This is a genomic window from Candidatus Bathyanammoxibius amoris (assembly GCA_024451685.1).
Lineage (GTDB): Bacteria > Planctomycetota > Brocadiia > Brocadiales > Bathyanammoxibiaceae > Bathyanammoxibius > Bathyanammoxibius amoris.
Window position 1 is genome coordinate 1 of record JAMXCW010000021.1, and the last position, 22,945, is coordinate 22,945.

The window sequence follows — 22,945 nt, forward strand, 5'->3', positions numbered from 1 at the left end:
TTGACAAGCATGGTGTTACCTCACAGCTGAGCCAGAACGAACTCCAGGACCTTGTAGAGTTCATGAAGGCACTGTAATCATCTTGGAAGGACGGGGGATTTTTGTCCCGCATTTAGTGCGGGTTCACGGAGGGGCGGCATGTATGTAGAGAGGACGCGTCCTCTACATCGCTGCCCCTTTCGTGTTTACAGGTTTCGGTAGGGCGGATTGTTATTCGAGCAGTTTTTTTATCCTCTTTCTTCCCCACAGACTTGTAGGGCCTACCACCACAAGATTGCGCCTCTCAGGTACGAATATCTCACGTACTACTGCAGACACCTCTTCCGGTGTTATGTTGTGCACCTTTTGGGCCTGAATCTCCGGCCTGTCCGGCTCCGCCGGCGCCATTAACAACTCCTCCGCCCCGAACCAGTTGGCCATGGCCAGCGGACTGTCCATGGTGAATTGCATCTGCCCAAAGACCCTTTCTTCTGTCCGCGCCAGTTCTTTCGGTGAGATGCCGCCTTCTACAAGTTTGTCTATCTCTCCCATTACGGCCATAACGGTCTTTTCGAAGTTTGCCTTTTTCGTAGACGTATATATGTCAATGGAACCTACGTCTGAAAAGAGTGTCGGGTAGGAGCTGATATCGTAGACCAGTCCCAGTCGCTCCCTCAGGTTGGATGAGAGCCTGGAGCTTATACCCCCTCCAAGGACGTCGGCAATGAGGAGCGTCACCAGGACTTTCGGGTGCTTGTACGGGTATGCCTTGTGGCAGAGCTTGAAGTGTGTCGTTTGTGAGGAGAGTTTTTTAAAGATACATTTTGGGGCCTTCTGTTCTACTATGAGTGGAGGTTTATTCGCGGTCAACTTGCCCTGGAACCCGCCGAATATGTCCTCTATCCAGCCTTTTGCGTCTTTCTTTTCGAAATTACCGCTTATACATAACACGACATTTTCCGGCACGAAGAAATTGCCATAATGTTCCTCCAGGTCTTCCTTTGATATGCCGGCGATGGTCTTCTTATCACCAAACGGCGCGTAGTCTCGTGCGTTCGTCTTCCACATGAGACCGTATGATATGTCGTCAAGACACACGTAGTCGCCCTTCTCGTCCATGAATAGGCTTGTTTCCTCCTGGATGATACGTTTCTCGGTGTTTAGGTCCTCTTCCCTGAAATTTCCTCCCAGGAGGATTGAACCAAGTATCTCAAGGGCCCTCCTGCAGTGCTTCTTGTGAGTCTGTATTATTATGGCGGAGTGTTCGGGAGAGGCATACGCGTCTACCTCTCCACCTATGTCGTCCACGGCCTGCAACAGCCCGAGTGAACCCTCAAAGCCCCGTGGTCCCCTGAAAAGCATGTGTTCCAGGAGGTGCGAGAGGCCCAGTTTCTCGTCCTTCTCGTAGCGGGCCCCGGTCCCGACGTAAGCCTCGGCCACGATTGAGTGTATGTGCGGCATGTGTATAAAAAGGATGCGGAGCCCGTTTTGGAGTGCTTCTTTCTCGTAGGTGTACATGTTTGTTTAGGGAAGGACGCTGACCTTTCTGCCTTCTATCTTTAGTCTGCCCTGTTGGAAGAGACGTATGGCCTCTGGATAGGCCGCACATTCTTCCTCAAAGACCCTTTCTGCCAGAGACTCCGGCGTGTCGTCGTCTCTGACGGATATGACCCGCTGGAGGATGATAGGCCCGTTATCATACGTGTTGTCCGCGAAATGCACGGTGCAGCCTGAGACCTTCACGCCATTGTTGAGCACGGCCTCATGTACCTTCTTACCCCACAGACCCTTTCCGCAGAACGAGGGTATCAGGGCTGGGTGGATGTTCATGACCCTGCCCGCATATTTCTCAGGGATTGTGTACAGGCAGTTAAACCCCGCCATGATTACAAGGTCTACCCTGTATTTGTCCAGCTCCGCGGTGATTTCGGTGCTGAATTCCTCTGCGTCCCCGTATTTTTTTCTCTCGACCACGGCCGTGGGTATACCGTGGCCCTTTGCCTTATCCAGGCCAAAGGCGTCCGTGCGGCTGCTGACGACCACCTCTATCCGGGCGTCAAGCGACACCTGCTCTATTTTTTCAATAATGTTCTGAAGTGTTCTGCCGGTACCGGAGAGAAGGACGGCGAGATGTATTGGCCCCTGCATGTCTCTAGTGCCTGAAAACGTTTCTTTGTAAAGGTCAATGGGAACAAGGGTTATTCTATCAGTCCCAACTGAAAAAGCAACGCCTTTTGCCGGATGTACCATACCCGAAAAAGGGACTGCCTGCGGTTTGCGGCCGGCCCCGGTAGTTTTTGCGCATATTTATTAGAATTGATTAAGCGCGGGGTATAAGTAAAATGGCATTAATATGAAGGGCCGGGCTTAACGTGAACTCTATTTATTTGGCTTAAAAAACCTTTTTCTGCACGAAGGGGACATTGTAATGAAAAAGGACACGGCTGTTTTCGTTTTTCTCATATTGTTAATCATACAGGTCCTTTATTGTGAGAATACGTATGCTGCCTCGGAGTCATCGGGGCCTGAAGCTGCGGGTGAGGTGTCTCAAGGGGTTGTGGATGACTATTATGGAGAACTTACAGGGGGTTTGTTGAATTGGATGAAAACAAATGGCGCCGTTCTTAACAAACAGCCGGGATGCACGGTGCCTGAACCGGGTCCAATCGCCGAGCCGCCGCCTTCTCCGCCAAAAGGTCTGTCGAAGGATATGGAGAGTCTTTTTCGCGACTATTATGCCGGTGGAAACATGCTGGCGGAGATTGATAAGATCTACGGTGCTGACCTTCCAACCGACATAAAGTTCATGGAGCTGCAGGAAAAGGGCACCCTCCTTATTGAAAAGGGTTACGTTGGAAAGAAGAAGGAGGGGTGGCTTGCGGGCACCATGGGCCGTCTGAAGCAGGTCGTCGAGAAGGCGTCTTCTTTACAATCCGGGGAGCAGGAGAAATCAGCCGTCAAGAGAGAAGACCTGCCGTCTTCAGGACTGACGGTTTATAGAATAGTCGATAAAGACTACGATTCGGAAGGCCAGAGCGGGCGGCTGACGGTGACGCTCCGGTTGGGAGGGGGAAAGGCGCTTTCTGAGGAAGTGCCGGAGAAGATGATTGAGATGCAGCTGCCCGGCAGCGGTGAGTGGATTCCCCTGGTGGAGGGGGAAGACATTCCAGAGGGTACCCGGATCTATACAGGTAACGGACATACAATTCTTCAAGACGGGGACGGCAATTTCTACAAAATTCCTCCTATGACCAAGGTGGACGTGGGGGAGGACCAGCACCTCAGATATAAGGCTGACAAAGAAGAGATTGAGTCCGATTAACCCTGTGTTCAGGCGAATTGACAGGGGCTGGCGGAAGACCGTATCCAATACTAATACTGTTATGGGGTTACAAGAGACGGCCTAAGCGCTTGCTTTAGTTTGTATAATCTGATAAACTTCTTTTAGGAAGCTCTGGCCTGTGCGTGTATGAGGAACACGGGGTTTGAACCGACACTTCAAACCGAGGGAGCTCGACTCAAGAGGCCATATGCCGGCCGTTATGGCCGACAGAAAGACGTTCTTGGCGGCTCCCACTTAAGAGATGCGGGTTCTCGATATCCTACTCCTCTCACGGCAGGTTGGAGCTTTTTTTAGGCCAGGATACGACACGGCGACATTACCCTGGACGACAAGGTATGGAACTGTTTGACCTCAACAATGCCGGAAAGGTAGACCCCCCCCCTGATGCCCCCCTCGCCGTAAGGATGCGCCCCAGGAAGATAGAGGAATTCGCGGGGCAGTCACATTTCTTCGGACCCGGCAAATTGCTGCGGCGCATGCTCAAGGCCGACAGGTTGTGCTCCCTCCTGCTTTACGGCCCTCCGGGCACGGGAAAGACCGCACTGGCGCACGTGATAGCAAACACCACGAGGGCCCATTTCGAGGAGATAAACGCCACCACCTCCAGCGTAAAGGACGTCCGTCGGATTATAGTGGAGGCGAAGGACAGACAGTTCAGACTGAAAAAAAAGACTATTCTCTTTGTCGACGAGCTTCACCATTTTAACCGCACCCAACAAGACATATTGCTGCCGGACGTGGAAAAGGGGACAGTTATACTCATAGGCGCAACCGTGCACAACCCTTACTTTGCCATTAATTCCCCCATCATCTCACGCTCCCAGATATTCCAGTTTGAACCCCTTTCCGGAGACGACATAAAGTTGCTGATTAAGAAGGCGCTTGCCGATAAAGAGCGTGGTCTGGGCAACTTCAAGGTCAAGATGGAAGAAGACGCCCTGGAACATCTGGCCGGGATGTCGGATGGAGACGCCCGCCGGGCACTCAACGCGCTCGAGGTGGGTGTACTGTCGGCTGAGCCGGACAGCCGGGGTATAATTCACTATGACCTTGAGGTGGCCGAGGAATCCATCCGCAGGAAGGCCATTGTTTATGACAGGGACGGGGACGCCCACTACGATGCGGCATCGGCCTTTATAAAGAGCATGCGGGGCGGAGACCCGGACGCGGCCCTCTACTGGATGGCCAAGATGATAGAGGCCGGGGAAGACGTGCGTTTTATAGCGCGCCGGGTAGTGATTTTTGCCTCTGAAGACGTTGGGAACGCGGACCCGATGGCCCTGGTGCTTGCCAATGCCGCCCTTGGCGCCCTGGAGTTTGTGGGTATGCCCGAGGCCAGGATACCCCTTGCGCAGGTAGTCACGTACGTGGCGTGTGCCCCAAAGAGCAACGCCGCTTACCTTGCTATAGAGGAGGCACAGAAAGACGTGAGGGAGGAAAGGACGATGGCCGTGCCGGGACATCTCAGGGATGCCAACTATCCGGGCGCAGCGGCGCTGGGACACGGCAAGGGGTACAAGTATCCTCACAATTACAAGGAACAATGGGTAGAGCAGGAATACATCCCGCAAAAAAAGCACTACTACAAACCTAAAAAAGTCGGTGCCGAATCTGAGATAAAGGCCAGACTGGAGAAGTGGAGAAAGGAAACCGACAGGGATAATTCTGAGGAGAAAGGCCGCTGAGAGGAAGACACTTCTGCAAAATCCGCTCCACTACCGGGCGTCACCCCGGTCCGCCGCCGGCGGGACCGGCCTCTGACAAGGCCCCGGCGTTGTAGAAATTCCCCAGGACATCTTCCTTCGCTTCATTTCACGAGGTGCTTCATTTTACGATGCAGGTGTGTGGAACAGCCTCTGCATGAGACGGTGGGCGCGGGAGTTTTCAGCGGTATCTGGACAAGGTATGGAGATGGAGGATTGGGGGCAGTATGTATCTCAGGAACGGCTCACAGATAGCAATCATAGGAGGAGGGCCAGCAGGCTGCTTTTTCGCGAATTTTGCGAATCGTCTGGCCAGGCGGAAGGGGCTTGACGTCTCTGTGACCATATTTGAGTGGAGAGACTTCTCGCGGCCCGACAAGAGGGGTTGCAATATGAGTGTGGGTGTGCTGGCCGAGAACCTTTACTACAAGCTTGACGGCGCGGGCATTTCCGTGCCGGAAAGCTGCGTTCAGTCAAGGATAGAGAGCTACCATTTTATTACGCGAGAAGACAGCATATCTTTACACCACCCCAGGTCCGGTCACAGGCCGCGGATAGTGACCGTATTCCGGGGTAACGGCCCACCGGGTTCAAATCTTGGAGAAGGCGCCAGCTTCGACGACTTTATGCTGAAAACCGCGAGGGAGCGCGGTGCGAGTATAATCCATGAAGAGGTAAAAGACGTAATACTGCCCCGGAGGCCTGAGGACAAGGCCACCGTAATTTATGGCCGTGACGCGAAACAATTTCAGGCCGACCTGGTAGTGGGGGCTTTTGGGATTAATATGCCGACCATGGAAATGTTTAAAAAAATGTATTTCGGGTACGTCCCGCCGCGCACGATTCGCACTTGCATAGTAGAGGTTGATATGGATAAAGAGTTTGTGTCAGGTAAGGGTGGCGGGGGCATCATCCACGTCCTTGCCCTGGGCATAAAGGATATAGAGTTTGCTTCTCTCACACCGAGGGGTGATTATCTCACGATAGCGATTGTAGGGAAAAAGGACATAAGTACCACGCAGGTGAAGCTTTTCCTGGACCATCCGGCGGTCCTCAAGCTGCTGCCCAGAGGGTCGGACGTACTGAAGGACTGTTGTTGTGTTTGCTTTCCGAAGATATCCGTTAGTACTCCCGCGCAGCCCTACTCCGACAGGCTCGTTATGATAGGTGACGCAGGTGTGTCCAGGTCTTACAAAAACGGCATAGAGTCTGCCTTTATTGTGGCACAACTGGCTGCCGATACGGCCTTCCAGCGGGGAATCTCAAAAGAGGACTTCAAGAAGGGTTATTACGACCCTGCCTACCGTATATTCACCCGGGACAATTTCTATGCCAGGATTATGTTTAAGCTCTACGAGCTCTTTGCCGTTGGGGAGCATAAATTGGTGGAGAAGATGGACTATGCAAAACTATACCGGAAACCGTGGGTAAACCGGCAGATAAACGAGGGGCTCTGGAACCTGGTGACCGGAGACGCACCGTACAAAGACATATTTATGGAACTCTGCAGTTTAAGGCTTCAGTTTGCGCTCTTGCCTGTCACGGTCGCTGCTATTGGCGAGTTCCTCAAAGAGCGCCTTGGAATGAAGGGGGAGACGTGATACCCGTCCCGGGCTAACCCTTTTTTATAAGTATCCGGTATTCTTTGCCCAGGTTGTCGACCTTAATTATTTTGTGCCCCTCCTCCTTTATGCTCCTGGGGACACTTCGCATGGGCTCGCCGTCATCCAGGAAGACCTCCAGTATCTCTCCGCTCTCCATCTCCTCGAGTTTCAACTTTGTCTTAACAAAGTTTATCGGGCAGAGAACGTTCCTGAGGTCTATCGTCCCGTCTGGTGTTTCCTTTTTTTCTGTCATGGTGAATATTATGGGTGACAGAGCACCCGTGCTATATCTGATTGATTGTAGGGGCAACTCCCTGTGGTTGCCCTTGTGAATGTCCGGGGCAGGCACGGGGCTCCGCCAGAAGCGGATCTACAACCCGCCCCTACGTAAAACAGATTATACCAGGATAAGCTCCTCTTTTTCAAAGTTTCCGCTGTCGCCGTGGAAGACCCAGCAACTGAGCTCAAAAAACTCGGAGTCCGGGGTGCCCGCGACGGACACGATGAGATAATAGAGTTCCGGCCAGAAAGGCGCAAGCCCGGCCGCGCGCTCGGTGTCGAAGTCCGACGGCATGGCGGGATGGTCGGGATGAGAGTGGTAGAACACCAGCAGCTCCAGGCCGTCTTTTGTGGCCTGGTCCTCGACCGTCCGGAACTCCCCGGGGTCTATCTCAAAACGCACCCTCGGTGTACTTTTATTCTGGTTCTCAAGGGGATAGATTCCGGAGACCTCTTTGGGAGGCCCGGATTTGCCGGCAAGAAACCCGCCACACTCGCAAGGGTAGCTCTTCCTGGCAAGGTCTTTTATCTCTTCCACCAGCTTGTTTCCCAGTTGCAGCAATTTCCACTAAATCCCTTGCTAATAATATTTCCAGAAACTCGTGCTCAAATAATTCTTCCCGCTGTCCGGGAAGACTACGACCACTACCCCGTTTTTCATGTCATTTGCCACCTCCAGGGCTGCCTTCATTGCCGCACCGGAGGAGTAGCCTACAAGCAGCCCCTCTTTCTGCCCCAACTCCTTGACCGTCTTGTACGCGTCCTCGGTGTCTACGGCAATCGTGCGGTCAGGAAGCCCGGCGTCGTATATTCCCGGGGTAATGGCGGTTTCCATGTGTTTCAGGCCTTCCAGGCCGTGGATGGATGTAGAGGGCTCTACGGCGACCAGCTCAATGTCTGGATTGAACTCCTTCAGTCGTCTGCCGCTGCCCATGAGCGTGCCGGTAGTTCCCAGGCCGGCGACGAAATGGGTCACTTTCCCTGCGGTCTGCTCCCAGACCTCTACGCCGGTTGTGTCGTAATGGGCCAGAGGGTTGGACGGGTTGTTGTACTGATCTGCGAAGAAATATTTGCCCGGATTTTCCTCAACGATTCTCTGCGCGTCGATGATGGCACCGTCAGAGCCCTTCAAGGGGTCGGTATATACTATGTCCACCCCGTAGGCGTTTACGATGGCCTTCCGTTCTTCGCTTACGTTGGAAGGCATGACAAGGGTTATGTTGTAGCCCTTTACGACCCCTATCATTGCGTAGGCGATGCCCGTGTTTCCGGAGGTCGAGTCTATTATGGTTTCACCCTTTTTCAGGCGTCCCGATTTCTCTCCGTCCTCAATTATCCTGAGGGCCGGGCGGTCTTTAACGGACCCTCCCGGGTTGAACCACTCGGCCTTTGCGTATATTTTCACCCCTTCAGGGACGCGGCCGGTCTTGTTTAACCTTATCAGGGGAGTGTTGCCTATACGTTGAAGGATAGACTCATCCGTTAAAGGTGCGCTCGAACAGGTCTTTGCTTCTTGCACGCTCATCATCCTGCTTATCTTAGATTTCGTGTCTCTTGAATGGATAGCTGATTTAAGTCAGAACCCTCGACCATCCGCGGTGTAGGTGGTAACGGGAAAAAATTAATCCTTCTGGAAGGGTTTTACCACCTCTTTTTTGAACTTATCCAGTCCAACCCTCTCAATGGTCACGCCGATTCTCTCCCTCCGCTTGCCGTTCTTGTTATACCACTCGACAGTCCTGTCGATGAAGTCGTGGACCTTTTCGTCCGGCAGGAAATTGAACACTTCTCTGGCCAGCATAGGATGTCTGCCGTGTTTACCTCCCACTCTGACCGTCCAGCCCCTCCTTCTTGCCGTCCAGGAGTTTGTAGGGCACGCGCGGATACAGTCGCCGCAGTATATGCACTTTGCGGGGTCGAATACCGGTTTACCGTCTTTGTCTGATATGATGGCCCCCTCCAGGCATGCCTTTGCGCAGAGCGTGCAGCCCGTGCAGGTGGGCTCGTCCCACTCAGGGTCCACAACCCCCTGAAAGCCCAGGTCCATCTCAGTGGTTCTGGAACAGTCTATGGGACAGCCGGAGAACGATGTCTTGAATTTGTGATGACACGGCGTGCCGAATGACCGTTCATCCACCTCGAGGGCCTTCTTCTGGGTGTCCATCAATCCGTTAGGGTTATACTCACATCCGCCGCAGGCCGTGGGGACCCTGACCCTTGGACCGCACGAGGCGATCTTTATACCGGCCCCGGAAAGCTCTTCTCTAACCTTGTCGAAGTCTTCTATGTGTACGCCTATTATTTCGATTGACTGTCTGAAGCTCATATGGCAGTAGCCCATGCGGCTGTATTTTTTGGCGACCTCGGCGACCTTGGCCAGCTTCTCAGGTGTAATCCTGCCTCCCGGCATCCTCAGGCGCACGGTAAAGAGGTCTTTTTGCGTCTGTTTGATAAAACCGCCTGATTTCAGCTCCTCTACGTCAATTCTCGGCTGGGTTTCAGCTTGTTCAGTCAATTGTATTCCTCACAAAGATGCACAAATAATGTTGCAGAAACTTAATTAAAACATTTTTCTGCGAGCCTTTCAACAGAAAACAAACTGTGTAACATATACGCTGTACAGCCTGGAAGTACACGGGTATGACAGCCTGAACGTTGTCCCGACCGTTTGCGTGCGGCTTTCCGTGGTGCGCCAATACGACCTGTCCCAACAAAAACGGATGGCCCGGAAGGGCCATCCGCAAGTTCTATCATGGGATTCCAGGTTTACATCCCTCAAACCCTCACGCCATTGCCTTTTCCTCCCACCTTGCGAGCACCAGCAGGCCCAGTCCTATCCACAGGGCCTCTCTTATCCGTCTTATGACACTGAAGGTCATGCCTGCCTGCATGGTGAGGTGCAGGGCCAGGAAGATGAGCACTACCCCGCCCTCCTGACCGCCGATACTGCCCGGTATGAAAGAGGCCGCCGTTCTGGCGACTGTGAAAAGGGACTCTATTATAAGCGCGTCTAAAGGGTCTATAGGAACGCCTATGAGTGTCAGAATCAGATAGACCTCTATTACTCCCGCGAACCAGCCTACAAAGTAGTAGGCGAAGCAGAGGTAGAACCCCTTCGTGTTGGTGCTGTAAAACTTGGCGATGTTTTCATCCAGTTCCTTCATGTGTGCTTCCCTTTCGTCAAGGAACCGTATGTTTATATTCAGCCTCTTCAACAGATTATAAACTGTGGTAAAGAGCCCTTTCTTCTTGCTTGCTATTATAAGGAATACGAGGGGCAGTCCGAACAGTATCGTACCCAGGGCGACGCTCAAGAGAAGTCCCGTGTCCTGGAGTCTTGATAATGCGACGGCAACCCCTATGAGGACAAACAGCGCCTGCGCAACGGTCATAATAGTCCTTGATATGACCACGGAGGCCATGCCGTCCATGAGCGGGACGTCATAACTCTTCAGGAGGTATGCCTTGACGGGTTCGCCGCCGAGATACCCGGAAGGCGTTATACAATTTATCGACTCTCCGGCCATACGGGCGCCAAAGAGACCGACAAAACTCAGCTTCGGGTTATGGTTGTGGAAGGCATATCTCCAGGCAGTCGTATCCAGGGCGAAGACGAATATATAGGGTAACAGTATAAAGGAGAACTTCCACCCAAGCTGCGAGATGTCTGCATAGACGGCGCCGGCGTCCAGCCTGTACAGGAGGAAGCCAAAACCCGCCAGCCCCACCGTTAAGAGGACTATCTTGACCTTCCACAGACTTTTCATGGTATTCTCATATTTATCAAAGGTGTCTTTCGGTATATATCTGAGACATCTCTTCGTAGACCCTGACGGCTTCGGAACCCATGTCTTCGCAGATCCTTATTAACGGCCACTCGCTCTTGGGAAACTTTACGTACAAGGGAAAGGTCCTTTGAAGACCCGAAAGCTCGGACATAGAGAGTTGCGGCATATCTAACGAGGGCGCCAGCCTGTAATCCCTGGCTATATCCTCTTCCTTCATATATCCCTCCAGTTCACAGACCTCCCTGAGGCTGGACCCCCTGTAGGGACTGAAGAAGGATACCATGACCCCGTCGGAGTTTATCCGCCTGTTTAACTCTATGGTCTCAAATATGTTTTCTCTCGTCTCCGTCGGAAAGCCGATTATGTTATTTGCGCTAACGCGTATCTTACTGTCCTCAAACAACGTGAAGGCCTTTATCGTGGTTTCATTTGTGATGTCCCTTCCGAGCACGTTCTTTCTGACCTCTTCGTTACCACTCTCGATGCCTATGCTTATCCCCTCGCAATTGACGGTTTCGAGGATGTCCACGTACTCCTCTGTTATTGACTCCGGCCGTGCCTCTATCCAGAAGGGCAGTCCCACCTGCGGGTAGAGCCTTACGAACTCGGCTATGCGCTTCTTTGACGTGGTAAGAAAACTTTCAGCCACCAGGTAGACAAACTGCAGATTATACTCTTCCTTTTTCTGAACCATCTCGTCTATAAGCCGCGGTATGTCTTGTTCACGGTAGTAACCGCCGTTGTTGCGGTACAGTTTATTCAGGCCGGAGTTTACACAGAAGGTGCAGCTGTAGGGGCACCCCCTGTTCATCTCGAAGGTGCCGGTGGATGATATCTTGCCGCCCATGGGCTTCCAGAATCTTTGTTTCTCGTAGATGCTCCAGTCTTGAAACGGAAGGTCCTTCATGTCCATGGAGCGCCGGAGTTCGTTCTTGTGGAGCAGGCCGTTCCGCTTTATCCAGATGTTCTGGACGTTTGTAATGTCCACGCCGTCACGCATCTTCTTACAGAGTTCGGTAAGGGCCAACTCGCCTTCTCCCACACACACCATGTCTACACAGTCCTCTTTTATCACAATCCGGGGAGAGAACGTGGCGTATACGCCTCCTACAAGTGTCGGGATACCGGTATGCCTCACGGCCTGAAGCATCTCGACGCCAAGTTTGTAAGTTACCTCTATGCAGGAGAGACCTATCAGGTCGGGTCTAAATTCCTCGACTACCTTCTCGAAGTCCTCTATGACGTCGGTCTCCTTCGGGATGATACCGAGTTCCTTAAAATCGGTCTTTTTCACCTGGAGGGTGAGCGCCCTGGCCTCATCGCCGGTCCGGTCGGCCGTCTTATAAAAGGTCGTGTCGAAGAGCCTGACCTCTATCCCCTCCTTCTTCAGACACGCGGCGAGGATACTTATCCCAGCCGTAATGAGGGTGTCCATCATGGTGTTGCAGTTGACCAGTAATACCTTGAAATCCTTCTTCATGAGGGTTTCAGCTTCCGAACCTTTCCACTGCGTCCCGGATCCAGTCGAACCCTTCCTTTATTTTGCCGTTCATTTCGGTGATCCGGTACTCGTGTATCAGCTTCAAATCTTTATTGTGGCCGAGGGCTATCTCAAGCGCTTTTTCTATCTCCAGCCATCCGTCACGCGGACTTTGTGACGGGTGCAGCGGCACGTGGCCGTGCTCCTTCCAGTGGTCAAAACCCTTTGTATTCCACAGGTGCATTGACATTGCGTGCGGAGCCAGAGTCTCAACATCCTTCAGATAGCTGCGGCCCCACAGTTGTGAACATATGAACGTGTGTCCCGTGTCTATGCAGACGCCGAGTGCGGGATACTTTGACACGAGCTCAACAAGCTGCCCGGGTTCACGGAATGCCCCGGCGTAGCCCGCAAACTCCACGTGTATGGGTACGCCCGTAGAGTCCACAAGCCCTGAGAGATGTTCCGCGGCCTGACAGGCGAGATGCCACGACTTTTTCTCGTCCTCGGTGTCTTCTCTGTAAGTCAGGTGGCAGACCATATATTCCGCCCCCCAGTCACGGGCGTCCTCGGCCGAGTGTCTCATCAGTTCAAAGGAGAGCTTCCGCTTCTCGTCGTCATCGTTTATGAAGAAACACGTTACCCCGCTGTACGGAAAATAGTCGGGCCTCGTCAGCGGGGCGTGGAGACTGAAGGGCTTTTGCTGTTTGTCCAGAAACTCCCTGAGCTCGCCCAGCCGCCCCGTGGGATAATCAAATACCTCATGCCGCCCCTGGCCATGGTGTATTGCCATGGCCTCCCTCACCCTCATAACTCCCGGACCAGATTTCATTTGAGGAACCCCAGATAAGTAGCAGGGAAAGAATGGTTATGTAGACCTTAAAGCGAATATAATATCCTATAAATACTTGAATTGCAAGAAGGGGTGTGGGCGAAATCTTTGTCAGTTGGGTTCTATGCCCTGTAAGGGTATGGCATGTCCTCCGCAGGCGGGGAAATGCCCTCCAGACAAACCGGTGAACCGTGCCAAAGGCAGATGCCTGAGGCACAACCTCTCGCAGTCTACCTTGTTATTGTTGTCCTTCAACCACGTGTTTTACCCATGTATATTCATGCATTTCAGACAGCGGCACGTTCTTTTCGCTCCAATACGTGACGTGTTTTGGGTCTATTTGCAGGGCCTTTTCGTAGCAATGCAGCACCTCGGCCGGCTGCGCGCCCATCCTGTGCAATATGGCGCCCTTGTTGCTCCAGGCATAGGCGTTGTCAGAGTCAATCTCCAGCGACTTGTTAACACAGGAGACGGCCTCCCGGTACTTGCCCTGCCTGCCCAGGGCATAGCCCTTGTTGTTCCAGGCCCGGGTATATTTTGGTCTAATCCTGAGCGCCTTTTCGTAGCGATTAATTGCCTCTTGATACCTGCCCGACCGGCTCAATTCGTCGCCCCTGTCACACCATTCCTGTGCGTCCTGCGCCGGGGCGTCGTGTGGGAAAATCAGGATGGCAGCGGCTGCCAGCAGGAGTGGCAGTAGTAGAATAATTAGGGTCTTAGCGGGCCGTGTATTGGTATGCATCGTTGACCACCGTTTTGCTGCTGGTCTGCATGGTGAATCAAGGTACGCATCTGGCTAAAGCAGGACATCGTTGTCTACAGCGGACAGGTGCGAGACCTGCCCCTATTATCATGATAGAGATGTCAGGACATGTTTTTGATTAACTCGTCTCCAAAACCGGAGGTGGATAACTCTTCCGCGCCTTCCATCAGGCGGGCGAGGTCGTAGGTGACCTTCTTCTCCGAGATGGTCTTAGCAATGGAGGATAAAATGCGCCCGGCCGCCTCATCCCACCCGATGTATTCCAGCATCATTGCCCCGGAAAGTGTCAGGGCGGAAGGGTTTACCTTGTTCTGTCCGGCGTATTTGGGCGCGGAGCCGTGTGCGGACTCAAAGACGCCCATGGTGTCTGAGATGTTTGCCGAGGGTGCGATACCTATCCCGCCCACCTGGGCGTTGACCGCATCGGATAAGTAATCCCCGTTAAGGTTTGGCATGGCCAGCACGTCACATTCCTCCGGCCTCATGAGGACAAATCTGAACATTTCGTCTGCAATCTTGTCGTTGACGAGGATTTTCCCCTCCGGTTGTTTACCGCCATACTCATCGGCCAGCTGTTTTGCCGTAATGGCGCAGTGGCCGTACTCCTCTCTGGCCAGTTCGTAGGCCCAGTTGCGGAACGCGCCCTCTGTATACTTCATGATGTTGCCCTTATGCACAATGGTCACGGTCTTTCGCTTATGCGCGAGGGCGTACTCCATGGCCTTCCTCATCAACCTCTTTGTGCGCCTAATTGAGATTGGCTTTATGCCTATCCCCGAATCTTCGGGAATCTTTATGTTCAGTTCATTACCTATTACTTCTATTATGCGAAGCGCCTCCTTACTACCCTGGGGCCACTCTATCCCCGCGTAGACGTCCTCCGTGTTCTCCCTGAATATGACCATGTCGACCTTCTCAGGGTGCTTTACGGGGCTGGGCATTCCGGGTATGTAACGGACCGGCCTGACGCAGGCGTAGAGGTCGAGCGTCTGCCGGGTGGTGACGTTGAGGGACCTGAACCCTTTTCCTACCGGCGTGCTGAGAGGACCCTTCATCGCCACATGGAAATGGCGTATCGCCTCAAACGTGTCTTCCGGAATCAACTCATTGAATTTCTCAAGCGCCTTGGCACCCGCGAAGACCTCAAACCAGACAATGTTTCTCTTGCCACCGTAAGCGGCCTTTACTGCGGCGTCCAACACACGCCTGGCGGTGGACATAATGTCGGGCCCGATCCCGTCGCCCTCGATAAAGGGTATAACCGGGCTGTCGGGCACCTTCAGCTTCCCGTCTACAAGGGTTATCGCATCTCCCGTGTCCGGGGGCGAGTAGTTCTTCAACGTTACCATTTCCGCCTGTCCTTTCATCGCGCTTCGATGTTAGTAGCTCCAGCAATTAGAGGTCGACTTTAACACCGGAGTGCCGCCGATGCTACACTTATTTATGCCTTTTCCACCTGCACGAGGTTGGTGTTGAAGGCGGAACCGCCGCCCATGTCTGCAATGTAGTCGGGTGTGGTGTGATTTGTGTTGGCGCCGCCGGGGCATCTTGTGCTCCACCACTGACCCAGGCTGACGGCTACGCCGGGCCTTACCTTTTCTTCTACTCGGGCCCATAGAAGACACGTCCCCCGGTCATTAAACACCCTCACCTTGTCCCCGGTGCTAATGCCCCTTGTGGTTGCGTCTTCCGGGTGCAGTGTCACGGTGGGCCCCTTTTCAACCTGTTGTGTATAAGGGCTGTCTGAGAGGTTTGAGTTTAGCAATGAATTAGCTGATGGAGTAATAAAGTGCAGGGGATAGCGCTCGTTAAGTTCGGGCGTGGTCTCCGGTCCCTCACGGAGAGGTACGTAAGCGGGCAGCGGGTCGTAACCGTCCGCCTTCATCCTATCGGAATAAAATTCTATCTTGCCGGACGGGTTATGAAACGTCCCGTCAATATACGGCACGTAAGGTTGCCCCGGTGCCGTGCCCGGCATGTTAACGGGTACGTATCCGTCCTCAGACTTGAGACGGTCAGTCGTAATGCCCTGAAGGGCGGGGTGGTCGAGGCTCAAGACCTCTTCTATAACGTCCCAACCCGACTGGCTGAAACATCTTTCCGTAAAGCCGAGTGCCCCGGCCAGCACGTTGAACGTATCCAGATTAGACCGGCATTCTCCGGGGGGGTCTATTGCCTGCCGGCTGAGTTTGAGGTTCAGGTGGAAGAAAGAGGCGTGCAGGTCAACCTGCTCAAATTGCGTGGTGGCGGGGAGTAATATATCGGCGTGGCGCGCCGTGTCGGTCAGGATTTGCTCGTGCACGACGACAAACAAATCCTTCCTGTTCATGGCTTCAACAAGTTTGTTCTGGTTGAAGAGGACCGCCCGGGGATTGGCGTTAAACACGTATAAGGCGCGTATGGCCGGTTTGTCGTCCAGCAGCATGTCACCCAGGCGGTTCATATTGAAACAGGACGGCGGGCCGGAACCGGGCCTCAGCTCGTTGCCTTCCAGTTCGTCCCAGCTTACCGGGAATACGGTGCTTGTTGGAAAAAACATTCCGCCGCCGGGACGGCCCCACGCACCCACCAGCGCCGGCAGGCAGGAAATGGTGCGCACCGTCATCCCACCGTTCGTATAGTGTTGCATGCCCGAACCTGTGTAGATAAAAGACGGCGTTTCCCGGGCGTACAGCCTCGCAAGCGCAATTATCTCCTCTGCCCCGACGCCAGTGAGTTTTTCCACCTTTTCAGGCGGATAGTCCTCCACCCTCTGGCACAACATACCGAAGCCAAAGGTGTTTTTGTCCACAAAGTCCTTGTCATAGATTTCTTCCCTGATAATTACGTGCATCATACCGAGGGCAAGGGCCGCGTCACTCCCCGGACGGGGTTGGATGAACATGTCGGCCACTTCGGCCCCCCTTACCCGGAAGGGGTTTATTACCACGTATTTAGCCCCTTGTCTCCGGGCCTTACTGAGCAGGGGCAGCTGGTGGACATTGGTGGCAAAAGTGTTTGTGCCCCAGGATATGACGAGTCTTGAGTGTGGCAGCCCCCTGGGGTCGGCGCCCTCTGAAGAGCCCATGGTGTACAGGTAGCCTATGCGGCCGGCCTTGGTGCAGATAGTACGGTCCAGCTGCAGGGTCCCAAGACGGTTGAAAAAGCGTTTACCCGCGAGCTTGCCCTGTACAATACCAAGTGTGCCGGAACCGTAAAAGGGCAGTATCGCCTCAGGGCCGTCTTCCGAGATTATCTTTTTAAAATTGGCGGCGATGGTGTCGGCCGCTTCATCCCAGCCTATCCGCTCAAATTGGCCGTTGCCTTTTGGCCCGGTCCTTTTCATTGGATGGAGGAGCCGCTCGGGGCTGTAGACCCTCGCAGGGTAGTTTTTTGTTATCTTCGGGCAGAGGAACCCTCTGGTGTCGGGGTGCTTCGGATTGCCCTCTATCTTTATAAGGCGGCCGTCTTTCACGTGGGCCAGGATGCCGCATGTGTCGGGGCAGTCCAGTGGACACACACATGCAATGACTTTTTCTCCCAAGGCGTTTTTCATGTTAATTCTTGTGTCACGGTGAGCAATGTCACGCTGCCTTTCTACCGGAGGGCTTGAAGACTATTAATTCCCAGATTAACACCAGGAGGTACACACTTGTACCGGCAGCCACTATCCAGAGGTACAATAACAGCTTGTTTAAGACCGTAAAGCCCAGTAGTGAGAGGAAAAAGTTGTCCTCATTTGCGACTATCCGCATCGTGGAGATTGGCTGGTTTTTTTCACGGTCTGCTTCAAGGAAATGGAGGTAAAAGTCGAGGTTGGAGCAGATAAGCACTACGCCAGCAGCCACGGCCCCAACGGCGAGAACGTTTGACATGTGGGCGTCTCTGTGTATTGCCAGTGCCGCAGAGAGGAGGATGCCGCCGAAGACAACGCTGTCGCATATTGAATCAAACCATCCACCATACCTTGAGGACATAAACTTTAACCTGGCGACCTCGCCGTCAGAGAGGTCTAAAACGATTGATGCGTAGAATACAGCGGCCCCGGCCACAGAGTACCAGTATCTGCCTTGCAAAAAGAACCAGCAGGCCACAACGCCCATAAAGAAGCCAAAGAGGGTGACCTGGTTAGGCGTTATGGGTAATCTTACCAGTACACTGCTGACCACTCTCGAGAGTTTTCGGCTGACATGGACGGAGAAGGGGCCATCTGTCGTGAGACCCAGACGGTCAAACAATTTTTCCCTGGATTCGCGCATGGTCTCTTGTGACGTAATCTCCATGCACAACTCGTTTGTGACGTCAACGGTCCTGACCTTTCCCGTGCCGAGCAGACCCTTTACAAGGTCATAGAGGTCTGTGTGGCCGTTTGCAACGCTGGTTGCGAGGGCTTTTATTGCGTCGTGCTTTGCCAGCATAAGTCCTGCCGTCTGAAATGAAGCGTCTGGGACGTTACAGTCAACTACAACATCACCATCCAGCTTCAGGGTGTGATGCCCCGGTCCGGTTGCTCCTGCAGTATTGCGTACGGCTACGCAGGCCGCGGCATCATCGAGTCGCGGCCGGTACATCTTTTCGACAATATTTGAGTCAAAGACGGACTCCGCCTTGATTATCATAATGGGTTCGGATGATGTGCCTTTAAGTCTGTCAGGGAGGTCGCCGTTTTCATGTCCATGCCAGTTTATGCGGGAACATATCCTGTCGTCTCCCGAGAAAAGTCTCTTGAGGTCTTCCTCCGAATTTTTCGGGGCGGTTACGATGAATTCCTCTACGCCTCCCTTTTGTGCGGCAAGCACGGTGCGTTTTAGTAACGGCAGGCCCGCATGGTCCTCAAGAGACCTTTGCGGGTCTGTTACAAGGACTAGTGCTACATTAATCATGGTTGCCGGTTTTCCCGGTACTATGTACGTACGTACGAAATTGTTTGCCGGATATACTCTTAACGTCCCCGTTACGGTGCGGTGTCAAGGTGTCAGGTTATGCTTAAGCACGGGAGGATTTTTTTACCCTCATTTCGCCTATCAGTACAAGGGTGTATATAATAGAACCGATGGCCACTATCCAGAGGTACCATGGCAGCCTGTCAAACAGTGTAAAGGCGAAAAGTGAGAGCAAAAAGCAGTCCTCGTTGGCAAATAACCGCTCGAGAGGGCTTGGCTTGTTGTCCCAGAGGTCTTTTCCCGTAAGATGGATGTAGGTATCCAGGCTGGTGCAAATAAACAGCGCTCCCGCGGCGACCGCTCCAACCATGAGAATATTTGGAATATCGGCGTTTCTGTGTATTGCCAGTGCTATACAGAACAAAATAACGCTGTAGCTTATGCTGTCGCAAATGGAATCGAACAGTGCCCCGTACTTTGAGGACATATATTTTAACCTGGCGACCTCGCCGTCGGCGAGGTCCAGGATAAACGAGGCGTAGAAGACAAGAGCCCCGGTCATGGAGTACCAGTATCCGCCCTGCAGATAAAACCAGCACGCCAGAAGGGCCGTGAAGAAGCTCATCAGGGTTATCTGGTTAGGCGTTAAGGGGAGTCTTACCAGCGCGCCGCTTGCGAACCCTGAGAGCTTGCGGCTGACGTAATAAGAAAACGGGCTGTCGGTTATCAGGCCGAGCCGTTCGAACAATTTTCTCTTAGACTCATGCATGGTCTCCTGTGAGACAACCTCCATACACAACTCGTCTGTAACGTTGAGGGCCCTGACACCTCCCGTGCCGAGCAGGCCCTTTACGATGTCACAGAGGTCCATGTGCCCATCCGAGGCCCCGGCAGGGGTACTTTTCAGCGAGCCGGGTCTTGTCAGTATGAGTCCTGCCGTATGATGTGACGCGCCAGGCGTGTCACAGTCGACGATGACTCCTTCGACGAGCTTCAGGGTGCATCGTCCCGGCTCCGGCCGTCCTGATCCATTGCGTACGGCTACGCAGGCAGACGTATTATTAAGCCCGGAACCGTTCATCTTTTTGATAATATCCGGGTCGAAGACCGACTCCGCCCTGATTATCAGAACGGATTCAGGGGAAATGTCTCTAAGACTGTCGGACAGGCTGCCGTTTTCATGCCGGTACCAGCGTATACGAGAAGTTATCCTTTTGTCCCCTGAGAGGAGGTCTTTGAGACGTCCCTCGGAGTTTTCCGGGGCGACCATCAGGAATTCCTCTATACCGCCCTTCTGTGCGGCAAGCACGGTGCGTTTTAGTAACGGGAGGCCCGCGTGGTCCTCAAGAGACCGTTGCGGGTCTGTTATGAGGATTAATGCGGTGTTGGTCATGGCTTTAGGTCCTGTACGGATATTATGTCCGGGGTTCACCGAGTCTCGGCAGTATCTCCCGCTCGGCCCGTTTTACGTCCTCGGCAAAATCTATCTCTATCCACGGGAGGCCGTCGACACTCTCAAAACCCATGTTGCTGCGGTCGAGGCACCTGTCGATTGCCTCCTCATATTCCGCGTCAAGCCTGCCCTCTTCTATAAGGTCTTTAAGCGCTTTTTTAAGGATGGAACCGTCTTTTGCCGACAACTTCAGGAAGCCGACGCCTTCCCCGATAAGCGGAGTGTCTGCTTTATTGTTCTTGGAGATGGCTATCACCCTCTCACCTTCGACAAAAAGCTTCATTTCCTCCCCTGTGTCGGTAAAATCCTCCTCCATCAAGAAACAAGTGGCCTTGGGGGACCGCACCAGTTTCTCAAGTAGCGCGGGGTGAAAGAGCACGTCGGCGTCCATAACAAGTGTATCTTCCGCCAGCTTGTCCCTTGCCGTCCACAGGGACGTAATACTGCCGTTCTTGTAGTCCTCGTTGGTCAGGTAGTGGAATCTGAACCCCCTGTCCCCGCTGAGCGCCTTTATCTCCTCAAGTATCATCTCCTTCAGGTGGCCCAGCACAAAGGTTACGTCCATTATACCCATTCCCTCCAGGGCCTCGAGGTATCTTGCCAGCAGTGTCTTTCCGCCTATCTTTATGAGGCACTTGGGCTTTTCGTCCGTCAGGGGTTTTAGCCTTTTTCCCACCCCGGCAGCAAGTATTATGGCCTGCATTCAACCTCTCCCATTACCTTTCCCAGGCACTCAAGGAAATTGTTAAGGTCTTCATGTGTCAGTTCACCCATGTTGGCCACCCGGAATATCTTTTCCTTTAGCCGTGCCTGGCCGGCATAAATGACAAATCCCTCTTTCTTTAAGTGGTCGTGGAGTTCCCGGTAACTCGTTCCGTCTGGCAGATAGAGGGCCGTGATGGTGTTGGAGAGGTGTTCTTCGGGCAGCAACAGCCTCAGCCCAAGTTTTTTAAAACCTTCTCTGAGTATGCCGGACGCCTTCTTGTAGCGGGCGATCCTGTCGCTGACGCCCTCTTCGCGCAGTTCCTCAAGGGCTGCCTCCAGGGCGTAAAATACCGGGATGGAAGGCGTGAACGGGGTGCCGTCTTTTTCCTGGTTCTCCCACTGGGTAGGTATATGAAGGTACATGGACCGGGGTGGGAAGTTTTTTATCCTCTCCATCTGCTCTTTTTTAAGAATGACAAAGGAAAGCCCCGGCAGGCCCTGTATGCACTTATTTGACGAACACATACATATGTCTACGCCATCCTTTATGAGGTCTATCTCCTCGCCGCCGAGGCTGCTGATGGCGTCGACCAGGAAGACCCTCCCGTACCTCTTGCATATCTCGCCTATCTCCGTTACCGGGTTTATAAGCCCCGTGGTGGTCTCATGGTGAACCAGCGCTACCACCTCAATGTCAGGGTCTTTCTTGAGCGCGGCCTCTATTTCCTTGAGGTCGGGCAACTCCTTCCAGTCATAGACAAGTTCCACTTTTTTGAACCGGTAGATGGAGGCTATTTTTGACATTCTCTCGCCGTAGATGCCGTTATTGACCACCAGCATGGTCTTTCCTTCGCTCAGAGAGTAGGCTATGGCCGCCTCCATCGCGGCGGTGCCGGAACCCGTGAAAATGACTGCCGTATGGGTGTCCTTCCGGGCGAACGTATCGGTAAGCATCTCTCTAACGTTACGCTGAATCCTGGAGAAATCGTCCTCCCTGTGGCATATGTCTCCCCGTAACAGGGCGTTACGCACCTTATCCGAGGTGTTTACAGGGCCCGGGTTCAGCAGTACCATTTTCTTCTTCAACTTCGCACTTCCCCGTTTATACTGTCCATAAATCTTTCCTTTGTCTCTACCGGGCTGTGCGCCACTCTGCCCAGACCTTCGGGCATGTTATCGTCCTCTATTTTGGCAAGAATAAGGGACGGGCCGTGGGTCTTTAGGCATTCCTTTAATGTAGTCTCAAGTGTTTCCGGCTCCGTTACTTTTACCACCTTCGGATATCCAGACGATTTTGCTATATCCTCCAGGCAGACCTGTGAGGAGATTGTGGGCTGGCCGCCGGTGGAACTATATACCTCGTTATCCAATACTATATGTATCAGGTTTTTGGGTGATAACGCGGCTATCTGGCCCAAGATACCCAGAGCCATAAGCAGGTTGCCGTCACCGTCTAATATTATCACCCTGCGTTCCGGCCTGTTCAGGGCGATACCCAGGCCAATCGCAGAGGCCAGCCCCATGGAGCCGACCATGTAGAAATTTTCGGCCCTGTCGTTGAGGGTGAATGCCTCACGGGATATCCTGCCGTTCGCGGTTACCATCAGTTCGTTTCCTAGGAGCCCCATAATTACGTTAACGGCCTGAGTTATTCTCATTTCAAGATGCCCCTGGGAATGAGTATAGCTGCAGGGACCTTCTTTTGCGAAATTACCCGGTGAGACCAGCTCACGGTTTTTTCCGCATTCTCGTGGGTAAGTCTCTTGTAAGGCAGTTTAATGGAGTCTAAGAACTTTGTTGTGGCCTTTCCCGTCACCTCATGTTCCGGGGCATCACGGCCGCCGTGCCCCCGCCAGGTTACTATGAGCAGAGACGGAATCTTGTAAATGAGGTTAAGGGATGCCAGGGAGCCCAGACACTGTCCGAGCCCCGAATTCTGCATAAGCACGCAAGGTGTTTTTCCTCCCAGATACGCCCCTGCGGCCAGGCCGACCGCGACGTCCTCCCTTACTGCGGGGATATATGGAACGCCGGGGTCGCTTTCAAGGGAGAGAATTACATCACTGATGAGAGAACATGGCACCCCCGTAAAAAAGTCATAACCCGCGTCCCGTAAGATACTGACAAATTCCTTTGAATGCAACAACTGGTACT

Annotated in this window: 21 protein-coding genes and 1 other RNA gene; 4 read left to right on the top strand and 18 right to left on the bottom strand. The window is 53.2% G+C overall.

Going from position 1 to position 22,945, the window contains the following annotated elements; genetic code table 11:
- Positions 1-210: 210 nt before the first annotated feature.
- Together NOU37_09380 and purN are read right to left on the bottom strand one after the other, a co-directional pair.
- Complete coding sequence (locus NOU37_09380; protein ID MCQ4575439.1) at positions 211-1,497, bottom strand: insulinase family protein; 1,287 nt, start codon at positions 1,495-1,497, stop codon at positions 211-213.
- A gap of 6 nt (positions 1,498-1,503) precedes the next feature.
- Positions 1,504-2,127 carry a phosphoribosylglycinamide formyltransferase gene (gene purN / locus NOU37_09385; GenBank protein ID MCQ4575440.1) on the bottom strand — a complete coding sequence of 208 codons (624 nt, stop codon included), beginning with the start codon at positions 2,125-2,127 and terminating at the stop codon, positions 1,504-1,506.
- 280 nt (positions 2,128-2,407) lie between these two features.
- Here purN and NOU37_09390 point away from each other — a divergent pair, with 280 nt between their 5' ends.
- The 4 genes from NOU37_09390 (at position 2,408) to NOU37_09405 (ending at position 6,626) form a co-directional block, all read left to right on the top strand.
- Entirely contained in the window at positions 2,408-3,301 is an 894-nt protein-coding gene (locus NOU37_09390) for a hypothetical protein (GenBank protein MCQ4575441.1), read from the top strand.
- Positions 3,302-3,427: 126 nt separating this feature from the next.
- Positions 3,428-3,611: non-coding RNA, 6S RNA (ssrS, locus tag NOU37_09395), on the top strand.
- 46 nt (positions 3,612-3,657) lie between these two features.
- On the top strand, positions 3,658-5,007 hold the full coding sequence (locus NOU37_09400; protein ID MCQ4575442.1) for a replication-associated recombination protein A: 1,350 nt from the start codon (positions 3,658-3,660) through the stop codon (positions 5,005-5,007).
- Positions 5,008-5,252: 245 nt separating this feature from the next.
- Positions 5,253-6,626 carry a hypothetical protein gene (locus NOU37_09405; GenBank protein MCQ4575443.1) on the top strand — a complete coding sequence of 458 codons (1,374 nt, stop codon included), beginning with the start codon at positions 5,253-5,255 and terminating at the stop codon, positions 6,624-6,626.
- Positions 6,627-6,639: 13 nt separating this feature from the next.
- Here NOU37_09405 and NOU37_09410 read toward each other — a convergent pair whose 3' ends face one another.
- From NOU37_09410 to NOU37_09485, 16 genes are all read right to left on the bottom strand, one after another.
- Positions 6,640-6,882, bottom strand: coding sequence for a sulfurtransferase TusA family protein (locus NOU37_09410; protein MCQ4575444.1), 243 nt, complete (start codon positions 6,880-6,882; stop codon positions 6,640-6,642).
- Positions 6,883-7,026: 144 nt separating this feature from the next.
- Positions 7,027-7,470 carry a M67 family metallopeptidase gene (locus tag NOU37_09415; GenBank protein ID MCQ4575445.1) on the bottom strand — a complete coding sequence of 148 codons (444 nt, stop codon included), beginning with the start codon at positions 7,468-7,470 and terminating at the stop codon, positions 7,027-7,029.
- Between the two features lie 18 nt (positions 7,471-7,488).
- Positions 7,489-8,433: a cysteine synthase family protein gene (locus NOU37_09420; protein MCQ4575446.1), complete on the bottom strand. Its 945-nt coding sequence runs from the start codon at positions 8,431-8,433 to the stop codon at positions 7,489-7,491.
- Positions 8,434-8,529: 96 nt separating this feature from the next.
- A complete protein-coding gene (locus NOU37_09425) occupies positions 8,530-9,423 on the bottom strand; it encodes a 4Fe-4S binding protein (protein ID MCQ4575447.1) in 894 nt (297 codons plus the stop codon).
- A 268-nt stretch (positions 9,424-9,691) separates the two neighbouring features.
- Positions 9,692-10,675, bottom strand: coding sequence for a flippase-like domain-containing protein (locus tag NOU37_09430; GenBank protein ID MCQ4575448.1), 984 nt, complete (start codon positions 10,673-10,675; stop codon positions 9,692-9,694).
- Positions 10,676-10,691: 16 nt separating this feature from the next.
- Positions 10,692-12,176, bottom strand: a complete 1,485-nt coding sequence (locus tag NOU37_09435) for a B12-binding domain-containing radical SAM protein (GenBank protein ID MCQ4575449.1) — start codon at positions 12,174-12,176, stop codon at positions 10,692-10,694.
- Positions 12,177-12,183: 7 nt separating this feature from the next.
- Positions 12,184-13,008, bottom strand: coding sequence for a TIM barrel protein (locus tag NOU37_09440; GenBank protein ID MCQ4575450.1), 825 nt, complete (start codon positions 13,006-13,008; stop codon positions 12,184-12,186).
- 238 nt (positions 13,009-13,246) lie between these two features.
- Positions 13,247-13,750, bottom strand: a complete 504-nt coding sequence (locus NOU37_09445; GenBank protein MCQ4575451.1) for a tetratricopeptide repeat protein — start codon at positions 13,748-13,750, stop codon at positions 13,247-13,249.
- 122 nt (positions 13,751-13,872) lie between these two features.
- Positions 13,873-15,120, bottom strand: a complete 1,248-nt coding sequence (gene icd / locus NOU37_09450) for an isocitrate dehydrogenase (NADP(+)) (protein ID MCQ4575452.1) — start codon at positions 15,118-15,120, stop codon at positions 13,873-13,875.
- Between the two features lie 92 nt (positions 15,121-15,212).
- Positions 15,213-17,306 carry a molybdopterin oxidoreductase family protein gene (locus NOU37_09455; GenBank protein ID MCQ4575453.1) on the bottom strand — a complete coding sequence of 698 codons (2,094 nt, stop codon included), beginning with the start codon at positions 17,304-17,306 and terminating at the stop codon, positions 15,213-15,215.
- Between the two features lie 28 nt (positions 17,307-17,334).
- Positions 17,335-18,633 carry a CDP-alcohol phosphatidyltransferase family protein gene (locus NOU37_09460; protein ID MCQ4575454.1) on the bottom strand — a complete coding sequence of 433 codons (1,299 nt, stop codon included), beginning with the start codon at positions 18,631-18,633 and terminating at the stop codon, positions 17,335-17,337.
- A 103-nt stretch (positions 18,634-18,736) separates the two neighbouring features.
- A complete protein-coding gene (locus NOU37_09465; GenBank protein ID MCQ4575455.1) occupies positions 18,737-20,026 on the bottom strand; it encodes a CDP-alcohol phosphatidyltransferase family protein in 1,290 nt (429 codons plus the stop codon).
- A gap of 22 nt (positions 20,027-20,048) precedes the next feature.
- The gene (locus NOU37_09470; GenBank protein MCQ4575456.1) at positions 20,049-20,789 is read right to left on the bottom strand and encodes a phosphocholine cytidylyltransferase family protein; all 741 of its coding nucleotides are present in this window, start codon (positions 20,787-20,789) and stop codon (positions 20,049-20,051) included.
- Positions 20,777-21,877: a 2-aminoethylphosphonate--pyruvate transaminase gene (locus NOU37_09475; GenBank protein MCQ4575457.1), complete on the bottom strand. Its 1,101-nt coding sequence runs from the start codon at positions 21,875-21,877 to the stop codon at positions 20,777-20,779. The genes NOU37_09470 and NOU37_09475 overlap by 13 nt, the downstream gene beginning before the upstream one ends.
- The gene (locus tag NOU37_09480; protein MCQ4575458.1) at positions 21,874-22,449 is read right to left on the bottom strand and encodes a thiamine pyrophosphate-dependent enzyme; all 576 of its coding nucleotides are present in this window, start codon (positions 22,447-22,449) and stop codon (positions 21,874-21,876) included. Before NOU37_09480 ends, NOU37_09475 begins: the two co-directional genes overlap by 4 nt.
- The gene (locus NOU37_09485) at positions 22,446-22,937 is read right to left on the bottom strand and encodes a thiamine pyrophosphate-binding protein (GenBank protein MCQ4575459.1); all 492 of its coding nucleotides are present in this window, start codon (positions 22,935-22,937) and stop codon (positions 22,446-22,448) included. The genes NOU37_09480 and NOU37_09485 overlap by 4 nt, the downstream gene beginning before the upstream one ends.
- Positions 22,938-22,945 lie beyond the last annotated feature (8 nt).

Excerpts from the sequence above, each read along its gene's own strand:
- icd (MCQ4575452.1), bottom strand. The coding sequence starts at position 15,120 with ATGGTAACGTTGAAGAACTACTCGCCCCCGGACACGGGAGATGCGATA.
- NOU37_09390 (MCQ4575441.1), top strand. The coding sequence starts at position 2,408 with ATGAAAAAGGACACGGCTGTTTTCGTTTTTCTCATATTGTTAATCATA.
- NOU37_09460 (MCQ4575454.1), bottom strand. The coding sequence starts at position 18,633 with ATGATTAATGTAGCACTAGTCCTTGTAACAGACCCGCAAAGGTCTCTT.
- NOU37_09435 (MCQ4575449.1), bottom strand. The coding sequence starts at position 12,176 with ATGAAGAAGGATTTCAAGGTATTACTGGTCAACTGCAACACCATGATG.
- NOU37_09410 (MCQ4575444.1), bottom strand. The coding sequence starts at position 6,882 with ATGACAGAAAAAAAGGAAACACCAGACGGGACGATAGACCTCAGGAAC.
- NOU37_09405 (MCQ4575443.1), top strand. The coding sequence starts at position 5,253 with ATGTATCTCAGGAACGGCTCACAGATAGCAATCATAGGAGGAGGGCCA.
- NOU37_09400 (MCQ4575442.1), top strand. The coding sequence starts at position 3,658 with ATGGAACTGTTTGACCTCAACAATGCCGGAAAGGTAGACCCCCCCCCT.
- NOU37_09465 (MCQ4575455.1), bottom strand. The coding sequence starts at position 20,026 with ATGACCAACACCGCATTAATCCTCATAACAGACCCGCAACGGTCTCTT.
- NOU37_09420 (MCQ4575446.1), bottom strand. The coding sequence starts at position 8,433 with ATGAGCGTGCAAGAAGCAAAGACCTGTTCGAGCGCACCTTTAACGGAT.
- NOU37_09470 (MCQ4575456.1), bottom strand. The coding sequence starts at position 20,789 with ATGCAGGCCATAATACTTGCTGCCGGGGTGGGAAAAAGGCTAAAACCC.
- purN (MCQ4575440.1), bottom strand. The coding sequence starts at position 2,127 with ATGCAGGGGCCAATACATCTCGCCGTCCTTCTCTCCGGTACCGGCAGA.
- NOU37_09445 (MCQ4575451.1), bottom strand. The coding sequence starts at position 13,750 with ATGCATACCAATACACGGCCCGCTAAGACCCTAATTATTCTACTACTG.
- NOU37_09430 (MCQ4575448.1), bottom strand. The coding sequence starts at position 10,675 with ATGAAAAGTCTGTGGAAGGTCAAGATAGTCCTCTTAACGGTGGGGCTG.
- NOU37_09455 (MCQ4575453.1), bottom strand. The coding sequence starts at position 17,306 with ATGAAAAACGCCTTGGGAGAAAAAGTCATTGCATGTGTGTGTCCACTG.
- NOU37_09440 (MCQ4575450.1), bottom strand. The coding sequence starts at position 13,008 with ATGAAATCTGGTCCGGGAGTTATGAGGGTGAGGGAGGCCATGGCAATA.
- NOU37_09380 (MCQ4575439.1), bottom strand. The coding sequence starts at position 1,497 with ATGTACACCTACGAGAAAGAAGCACTCCAAAACGGGCTCCGCATCCTT.
- NOU37_09480 (MCQ4575458.1), bottom strand. The coding sequence starts at position 22,449 with ATGAGAATAACTCAGGCCGTTAACGTAATTATGGGGCTCCTAGGAAAC.